The organism is Ruminobacter amylophilus (assembly GCF_900115655.1).
Taxonomy (GTDB): Bacteria; Pseudomonadota; Gammaproteobacteria; order Enterobacterales; family Succinivibrionaceae; genus Ruminobacter; species Ruminobacter amylophilus.
Genome location: NZ_FOXF01000012.1, coordinates 52,255 through 61,302 on the forward strand (window position 1 = coordinate 52,255; position 9,048 = coordinate 61,302).

Annotated in this window: 6 protein-coding genes; 1 reads left to right on the forward strand and 5 read right to left on the reverse strand. The window is 44.8% G+C overall.

Translation table 11 applies throughout. From position 1 onward, the window contains the following. Positions 1–195 precede the first annotated feature (195 nt). On the forward strand, positions 196–2,562 hold the full coding sequence (locus BMY80_RS04910; protein WP_093141460.1) for a heavy metal translocating P-type ATPase: 2,367 nt from the start codon (positions 196–198) through the stop codon (positions 2,560–2,562). 91 nt (positions 2,563–2,653) lie between these two features. Here the strand turns inward: BMY80_RS04910 and ppnN are convergent, their stop codons facing one another. The 5 genes from ppnN to BMY80_RS04935 form a co-directional block, all read right to left on the reverse strand. Beyond that, positions 2,654–4,027: a nucleotide 5'-monophosphate nucleosidase PpnN gene (ppnN, locus tag BMY80_RS04915; protein ID WP_093141463.1), complete on the reverse strand. Its 1,374-nt coding sequence runs from the start codon at positions 4,025–4,027 to the stop codon at positions 2,654–2,656. A 262-nt stretch (positions 4,028–4,289) separates the two neighbouring features. Then, positions 4,290–6,242, reverse strand: a complete 1,953-nt coding sequence (locus BMY80_RS04920; RefSeq protein WP_093141465.1) for a transglutaminase TgpA family protein — start codon at positions 6,240–6,242, stop codon at positions 4,290–4,292. Between the two features lie 17 nt (positions 6,243–6,259). Beyond that, positions 6,260–7,210, reverse strand: coding sequence for a DUF58 domain-containing protein (locus tag BMY80_RS04925; RefSeq protein ID WP_093141468.1), 951 nt, complete (start codon positions 7,208–7,210; stop codon positions 6,260–6,262). A 4-nt stretch (positions 7,211–7,214) separates the two neighbouring features. Continuing rightward, positions 7,215–8,120, reverse strand: a complete 906-nt coding sequence (locus tag BMY80_RS04930; RefSeq protein WP_031578621.1) for an AAA family ATPase — start codon at positions 8,118–8,120, stop codon at positions 7,215–7,217. A 589-nt stretch (positions 8,121–8,709) separates the two neighbouring features. After that, a partial coding sequence (locus BMY80_RS04935) for a transposase (protein ID WP_177178494.1) occupies positions 8,710–9,048 on the reverse strand: 339 nt, incomplete at its 5' end.

A 9,048-nucleotide genomic window follows, 5' to 3' on the forward strand; every position in this document is an offset into this window, starting at 1 on the left:
CCTTCCGTCTGTCGTAATCATGATTTTATTAAACGGTTTTACGTTCGCGTAAAGCCGTTTGTTGTCTCTGATATTCGCTGATGAGGAGAGCTCCAGAGTAAAATGGTATTTATTCCCATTTAAAAACTTGGTAACGGAAAACTGAAAAAGGCATAATTATATACATGAGTGTATGTTTTTTTTTGATTGAAAATTATGAAGAATAACGAAGAGGAATATGGATATAACAGCCGTTCCGGGAATGTTAACGGCGGTTCTCAGGGACTAGGCATTGTACGGATTATAGGCAGAAAGGAAACTCAGAGTCATGCAGGCATCAGTGTCTGTTCTCCCTGCAGTCATGATTCAGACGGCTCATCACCGGTTTCTGAATTTGAAGATGTGAATTTGCGTAATTACCGGCAGATACCTCCGGATGACGGTTCCCTCTATTTTCTGGCCAGGGAATTGGACTGTCCTCACTGCTCATCCTTAATTGTTGCGGATCTGCAGAGTCTGCCGTATCTGGCCGATGCCTCATATAATCTTCTTACCAGAACTCTGGTCTTAAAGCCGAAATCCCCTAAAAGCATACCGGACGATATTGAGAGTACGGTTAGCGAAATCATTCACAGGTATGAACCTGATGTAACCGTTGTTCCGTTGTCAGACGGACATGAATCCATCAGTACGGACGAAAAAGAGGACACAATTTTCGGCGTTTCCCTTAAAATCAGACTGATAATAGGGCTTGCGGTTTTTGCTTTGGGGCTTGGTCTCTATTACGGATTTGCAGAGTTGTCAGGCGTGAGAATTACCGCCTGCATACTGCTTCTGGTTTCTTACCTTGCTGCCGGCGCCGATGTTCTTCTTGATGCGGTCAGAAAGATTAAAACCAGTCCTTTCAGTGAACAGATGCTCATGACCGTGGCATCTCTTGGTGCGGTAGCCATCGGTGAATACCCGGAAGCCGCTGCCGTAATGATATTTTACCAGGTTGGAGAATATTTTCAGGACAGGGCTGTTAATCATTCCAGGGCATCCATAAGGGCTCTGCTCGATATCTGTCCCGACAAAGCCAGTCTGCAGACAGACGATGGAATTGTCGAAGTCAGAGCTTCTGATGTAAGAATCGGAGACAGGGTGGTGGTAAGACCGGGAGAGAAGGTTCCATGTGACGGAGTGGTCATAAGCGGTCATGCCGGGATGGATACATCCAATCTTACGGGGGAATCCGTTCCCCGTTCAGTATCAGAGGGCAGTGAGGTATATTCAGGTTTTATTTCCCGCGACGGTGTGATTGAGGTGGAGGTTCGAAAGAAAGCTGACGATTCCGCCGCGTCGGAAATTATCAGAATGGTTGAAAAGGCGGGGGAAAGAAAGTCCAGAACTGAAAATTTCATATCAGTGTTCGCAAAATATTATACACCTTCAGTGGTAGCCCTTGCGGTACTTACGGCTCTGATTCCTCCTCTGCTTTTCGGAGAAATGTGGTCGGTGTGGATAGAGAGGGCTCTTATATTTCTGGTGGTTTCATGTCCGTGTGCTCTGGTGATATCCATTCCTCTTACCTATTTCAGCGGTATAGGCGCGGCCTCGGGACGCGGTATTATGGTGAAGGGCAGTAATTATCTGGATGCTCTGGGAAAGGCAGGTGTGGTGTTCTTTGATAAAACAGGAACACTTACCAGAGGAACCTTCAGACTGAGCAGTATTACGGGCAGCGGAATCATGAGTGATGATGAGCTTCTCAGACTGGTGGCTTCAGCCGAGAATGGTTCGGCTCATCCGATTGCCAGGTCAGTTACCGAAGCAGCTGAAAAAAGAGGCCTTTCCTTACTGAATATTTCTGATTTTCAGGAGATTTCCGGCCGGGGAATCAGAGCCGTGGCAGACGGAAAAACGGTACTTGCCGGTAACGACAGGCTTCTTAAGGATGAAAATATTTCTGTCCCAGACATTTCAGCAGTGGGAACGGTTATTCATGTGGCTGCGGACGGAGTTTATGCCGGAACTCTGGTGGTAGCGGATGAAATCAGGGAAGACAGTGCCGCGGCCGTAGATAAACTGAGTAAGATGGGAATTTCATGCGTAATGCTTACCGGAGATAACGACAGCATAGCAGCTTCGGTTGCCGGACATGTGGGAATAAGTGAGTATCATGCGTCTCTTTTCCCTGCTGACAAGGTGTCTCTTGTCGAAAAGTCTCTTAAGAAAATTCATGAGAAAAACAGGACTGCAGTTTTTGTGGGCGACGGTATCAATGATGCTCCGGCTCTTGCTCTCGCTGATGTGGGCATAGCCATGGGGGCAATGGGATCTGATGCCGCCATAGAGGCTGCTGATGCCGTTATTATGAGTGACGAGCCCCGTAAACTTGTTACCGGTATCGGAATAGCCCGTAAGACCGGTACTATTGTCAGACAGAATATAGTGCTGGCTCTTGCGGTGAAGTTTCTGCTGATGATTCTGGGGGCAATGGGAATTGTGGGAATGTGGTTCGCGGTTTTCGGAGACGTGGGAGTTATGATTCTGGCGGTACTTAATTCTATGAGAATGATTTTCAACCGCAGGTCTGCATAACCTTACCTGTTTCCGGGAAGGTTTAATTTGACGAAAAGAAAAGACTCTCTGCCTGGTTTCAGAGAGTCTTCTTTTTTATGGATTTTTCAGGCTACATTTCAATTTTGTAGCAAGGCTTGTATTCGTGAGTCTGCAGTTTGAATCTGCCCTGAGCCACGAAATCGGCAAGAAGTCTGTCCATGGACTGCATGATGCCGGTATCACCGCGTATGACGTAAGGACCTTTTTCGTTAATCTGCCTGATGCCGAATTCCTTTACGTTACCGCATACTATGCCTGAAAACGCCTGACGCATGGTGGCTGCCAGCTTGTATGGTTCCATGTCTTTGACGATATTCAGGTTGTACATGTTTTCGTGAGTAGGTACAAAAGGAATCTGCAGTTCTTCCGGAATCTGTACTGTCCAGTTGAAGCAGTAGGAATCACCTATAAGGGTACGGTGATCCTTTACCATTTCCATGGACTTTTTAATCTGTACGGCCACTTCTTCCGGATCATCAATGATTATTTTGTACGCTCTGGAGGCTTTTTCACCTAAAGTGTCCATAATGAATCTGTTGATGGTATTGAAATATTCTTCACTTTCCCTGCCACCGGTAAGAATCAGCGGAATCTGTTCGTGTCTGTTTGCCGGCAGCAGCTTGATGGAAAGAATATACAGCAGTTCCTCCACGGTCCCCGGTCCTCCCGGAAAAACGATAATGGCATTGCCGAAGCGGACAAATGCTTCAAGTCGCTTTTCAATGTCAGGCAGAATAACCAGATTGCTTACCATGGCATTAGGCGGTTCTGCGGCAATGATTGAAGGTTCAGTCAGACCTACGAACCGGCAGGTGCTGGAATTCTGCTTTGACTGACCGAAATTTGCTCCGACCATCGGGGCTTCCATAACTCCCGGACCGCAGCCTGTGCAGATGTCAAATTTACGTAAACCAAGCTGTACGCCGACACTGTATGCGTAGTCATATTCCGCCTTGCTGATGGAATGTCCTCCCCAGCAGACAACTGTGTTCGGGTTTTTCCCTGCAACCAGAATCTGTGCCGAGCGGAGAATGCTGAAAATGATATTGGTAATCATTTTCCCGTGACTCAGGGAATTTTCATCCATTCCCGTAGGCAGAATATGACGTGGGGACAAGGTACTCATTCTGATGATGTCTCTGAGTACGGCATAGAGGTTAATCTGGATGGATGTAATGATTTCTCCATCAACAAAGGCTGATTTTGGAGGATTGATAAGTTCAAGCTTCACACCGCGTTCGTTGCGGACCACCTTTATGTCAAAATCTGAAAATTTATCCAGAAGTTCCTTGGCATTGTCAGTCTGAACCCCGCTGTTTAAAACAGCAAGAGAACAGTTGCGGTACAGATCGTAGAGTTCACCGTAGGCGGTGTCGGAAAGACTTTCCGCTTCTATCTGAGATAACAGCGCCATCGCTTCAGGAGGCTGAATTACGGAAATCATATTTTACCTGCCTTTAATAAGTTAAAACGAAGTAATGATGTCACGTGAATCCGGCTGAAATTTCCGGATGACGTCAGCGGACATCGGTTATATGGGCATATACTTCTAATTCTATGTAATTTATCAGATGATTTGAGAATTTTATGGCTGATTTTTGACTGACATGCTAATAAATCTGCATGATTGTTATTAATTAGGCACAGGCTGATTTAAAAAAGCCTGAGACTGACTATTGGCGGTCTCAGACTTTTAAGCTCGGGTGCTACAGTTTCTTCAGTTCCCTGAGTTTCTGTCGGAGCTCTTTGATTTTTGATGATTTGTCCGGTTTTTCAGGCTGATAGTGAATACTGTGGTAGAGACGGTACATCTGTGCAAAAAGTTCTGCATAGTGACTGTTTTTCTCTGCCAGCATACTGCAGAAACGGCCGTAGGTATGCCATTCTACCATTTGTACGTTTTCCTTGTTCTGAATTATCATTACGGCCTTTCGCATTACCGCAAGTTCAGGAGATATCGTTTTTTCGCTTTTTTCTCTGGATGTAAACAGAATTATGGCAATATAAGTAATGAATGACAGCACCACCAGGCCGAGAACGGCAATGATACTGCCTTTAAATATACTCTGCTGTCTTTCGGAGTCGAAGTTAAGTACAAACATGGTCCACTGCATGTCCACGTACTCCTTAAAAACGTACAGACCGGACAGCATGCCACTTTCAGCGGTGGCGCCGTTTGAGGCCCCGATAACGGATTCTCCACTGTTGCCGTTACTGTTCCAATCTGCTACCAACGCCGTCGGATCAAGCTCTACCCAGCGGTTGTTTATGAATGCTTCAACCCAGGCATGAGCGTCATATTCACGAAGAATGACATAGTTTTCACTACTGTTGAGTTCGCCCCCCATGTAACCTCCCACTATGCGGGAGGGAATTCCTGCCATTCTCAGCATTAAGGCCATTGCATTGGCGTAATGTACGCAGTACCCGAGTTTTCTGGAAAAAATCAGCTCATCAAGATAGTCCGTGGTCTGATAACTGCCGGGGGACAGTGTGTATCTGAAATTGTTACTGGCGAAGAACTTAAGGATTGCTTTCGCTTTTTCTTCGTCGCTGTCCATTCCCTGGGTAAGTTCCTTTACCAGAGCCTGAGTTTGCCTGTTGGTGAGTGTATTGAATGACAGAACATCTTCAAGCTGATGACGATCAATACTTTCAATCCTTTCTTTCAGGTCTGGGAGATAGGTGAAATGGAAGTACTGTCTGCCGGCTCCTGAATTATTTGCTGAGAATACGTCGGTGGATAGATTAAATACTCTTTTCATATTCGTATTTGAATATTTCAGAGTGGGTATATATGGTGTTCCGGTATTTTCCAGAATAACGTCATAATCAGTTGTCCTGGAATGTCCCTGAGCCTGCGGTTTCGGATTTAGCAGATATTTATACCATAGAAGCTGACGACGCATGGATGAATCACGTTCGCCTTCTGTCCATCCGCTTATGGAATATTTTTCGTAGACAATTGATCTGAAGTATCTGGGTGACGGGATGTTTCCGTGGAAGACTACTCTGGCTATGATTTGGTCGGAAGTCGATATGTTGCCCAGACCGTTAAGGTTGAGTACTGAAGTTATACCTGAACGCGTCTGGTTGATATTGGGAATTACCCAGAAAGCCCCTGTTCTCGGCAGTACAAGGAACATTACAATTGTGACCGGTACGGCAGGAAGAATGATTCTGAACAGCAGTTTAAAGTCTTCCCTGATTGTCTGTACATGCGTAATTGACACAAAAGCCCAGATAATCATTGTGCACATTGCCAGAATGTAAGGCAGAATATAGAATTCATAATGGAATATCAGAGGTACAGCGGTTAGAAACAGCAGGGCGGTACATTGAACATAAAGCTCTCTTTTATTGGCATATTCCAGAAATTTAAGGGCACATCCCATCATAAGCAGGCTGATGAAGGTATCGGCCAGATTTCTAAAAATCAGGGCGCTGGCCGCAAGAATAAAGATACCTATAAAGGAAATTATTCTGATATAAAAACGACTCAGAGGGCGGATTACGTGGGTGGCGCTCAGAATACGCAGTATTATGGCCAGAATGCAGATAACCGAAATTCCGGTATAAATATGGGAAAAAGACATCAGAGAGCATATGGTATAGATGCTGCCCATAAGTATAAGTGATTTGTTGTTGGTAACTAGCATGGGATACCTCAGTGTCTTTAGATGGAAGAATTATTGTATAAGGCCAGCTGTTTCAGTATTCTCTGCTGATGTTCATGACCGAAGCCCGGTGATATGTAGATTTCCCTGAATTTAAAACCGAACTGTATGTTTCTGCGGGTAAGATCCGTAACGGCATAGGTCAGCATGGAAATCTGTTCTTCAAATTCACTGCTTTTTATACTGTTTTCGGTAAGATACATATCCATGGCGTCATCGGCGGAGAAGTCCTTTACCATCAGTCCTCTGCCAAGTGCCAGCTGTTTCCAGTCAATCAGATTTACGGAATCACCGGGAGTGTATTTTTTCAGTCCGGAAATTTCATCGTTGCCGTGAGTGTTTGTTGATCGGATGCCGTCGTTTTTACTGACCGGAACCCCTGCTTCCTTCTGCAGCATGTATTCGCAGCTTACGGGTTTTGGATAAACCAGAACCATTTCATCAAACGAGCAGTAGGAGAAGCCTCTTATCAGCCCGAGAGGATACAGTGATTCAATTTTAATTACCGGGATCTCGAAATATCCTCTGCGCGGGCATGAACAGGTCAGCTGACTGTTGTGACCGGCTGGAGTATTTTCAATAAAAATATCCGGACCTTCACCTGTCATCAGGTGCAGTTCCCTTACGTTATGGCGTGAGTCAGCGTTGTTCAGGTACAGGGGAATATATATGGATTCACCTGCGTATATGTTGTTCGGCGATTCCCTGTAGGAAATACTAAGTCCCCTGAGGTTCTCATAGCTGTAGTAGACGCTGGTTATTAAGACAGACAGCGCAAAAAGAGCTATAAACAGCACGAGGTTGTTTTCATAGTTGAGCCCGAAGCCTATCATCAGCACACAGGTGATGATGAAAATAATGCCGCTTTTGTTGGGGAGCAGATAAATGCGGCGTCTTGTCAGTGCTTCCCCGCTACTGATGGCCCATCTTTTTTTGCTGCGGTATGACATATTCTTATACGTTAGGATTTATCTTGTGTAAAATCTTGCTGCTGAAGGTGTTGGAGTTAAGTGTAGCCAGGTTTCCTTTACGCAGTCTGTGTTCCGCAACATGAGGGAATACCGTCTGCACATCGTCAGGTGCCACGTAGTCACGTCCCTTTGCATAGGCATAGGCACGGCTTACGGCCAGAAGAGCGATGGCTGCGCGAGGAGAAAGAGGATTAGGTATGTCCTGATCCTTTCTGGTTGCTTCACAGAGGTCCATAATGTAGTTTATGATGGCGTCAGACGCATGGACGTGTTCAACCTCTTCCTGCATCTTTATGAGTTCGGTTCCGTTAACAAGAGGTGAAAGGTTAATCGGTCCGTTTTCCCTTTTCAGAATTCTCATTTCCTGAGCTCTGGCAGGAAAGCCTAGTTCAATACGCAGGGTGAAACGGTCAAGCTGAGATTCTGGCAGAGGAAAAGTGCCAGCCTGATCAAGAGGATTCTGGGTGGCTATTACAAAAAACGGCTCCTGAATCTTATGTGTTTCTCCGTCAAAAGAAACCTGATGCTCGGCCATTACTTCAAGAAGCGCACTCTGGGTTCTCGGAGATCCTCTGTTGATTTCATCCGCCAGAAGCATGTTGGTGAATACCGGACCTCTGTGAAATTCAAAGGTATGCTGATTTTCATTGTAGATATTGGCTCCGAGCAGATCTCCTGGGAGCATGTCGGCGGTAAACTGTACACGCTGACATTCGAGTCCGAGTACCTGTGATAAGGCTCTGGCCAGAGTTGTTTTTCCCATTCCCGGAAGGTCTTCTATGAGAAGATGCCCTTTTGCGAGAATACAGCTGAGGGCAAGGGTTATCTGCTGTTCCTTGTCGAGAATTACTGTGGATACGCTTTTGATGATGTCTTGACAGTTTGCCATGGGGATTCCTCCGGTTTCGGCAGGAAACACACCGAACACGCCTAGTGACCAGTGTGCTGTTCTATTGTTGATTAAGATTGTTTGTCAGTATTGCTATGTATAATTATAGTCTAGGAGAATAATCATATAAATAAATGATATAGATTTTTGCGATTAGGTAAGGATAAAAATGTTTAAGACGTTGATGAGTTGATATTTGCGGATAAAAAATCTCCCGCTCAGGGGAGAAAAATGAGAAGAATGCAATAAAGTAAAAGAATCCCAAATTGGCGGACTATACATATGTAAGCTAAATGAATCCGCCAATTGTTTTACTGTTCTTTTCTAGGTCGTCCCCGAGGCCTTTTTTGATCGAGTACGTGAAAATCTTTCTGTAAATAGAAAAACATCCTGAGAATTTTTTTAAAGCAGTGACCTTCCGGTTACTGCTTTTGTGTTATTAATATTACCTGTTTGTTTTTATAAGTCAAGATTTATGTTTTATGAATAAAATAGTCAATTATTTCTATTGAAATTTACTATTTTTATTAAAAAACAAAATAATCAATAGACGGAAGTTTCAGCTTCCGTCTTTTGTTTATCCCAGAAATCAGTCTGGTAATCGGCCTTCATACATTATCTGAAATTCACCGTAGATTACTCCCCAGTTTCTTAGAGGCATGGTCCATTTTTTGGTTGCTTCAAAAGTGGAAAGATACAGTGCTTTCAGCAAGGCCTGGTCGCTAGGAAATACGCTTCTCTGGCGATTAAGTTTGCGGTAAGACGCATTAAGACTTTCAATGGCATTGGTGGTGTAAATAACCTTTCTGACTTCAGCTAAGAATTTAAAAATCGGGCATATTGCATCCCAATTGTCATACCAGCGTTTCATGGCTCTTGGATACTTATCCTGCCACTTCGCCGTAACATGGTCCAGGGCCTTTCTGCC

Coding starts and splice junctions, on each gene's coding strand:
- BMY80_RS04910 (WP_093141460.1), top strand. CDS start 196: ATGAAGAATAACGAAGAGGAATATGGATATAACAGCCGTTCCGGGAAT.
- ppnN (WP_093141463.1), bottom strand. CDS start 4,027: ATGATTTCCGTAATTCAGCCTCCTGAAGCGATGGCGCTGTTATCTCAG.
- BMY80_RS04920 (WP_093141465.1), bottom strand. CDS start 6,242: ATGCTAGTTACCAACAACAAATCACTTATACTTATGGGCAGCATCTAT.
- BMY80_RS04925 (WP_093141468.1), bottom strand. CDS start 7,210: ATGTCATACCGCAGCAAAAAAAGATGGGCCATCAGTAGCGGGGAAGCA.
- BMY80_RS04930 (WP_031578621.1), bottom strand. CDS start 8,120: ATGGCAAACTGTCAAGACATCATCAAAAGCGTATCCACAGTAATTCTC.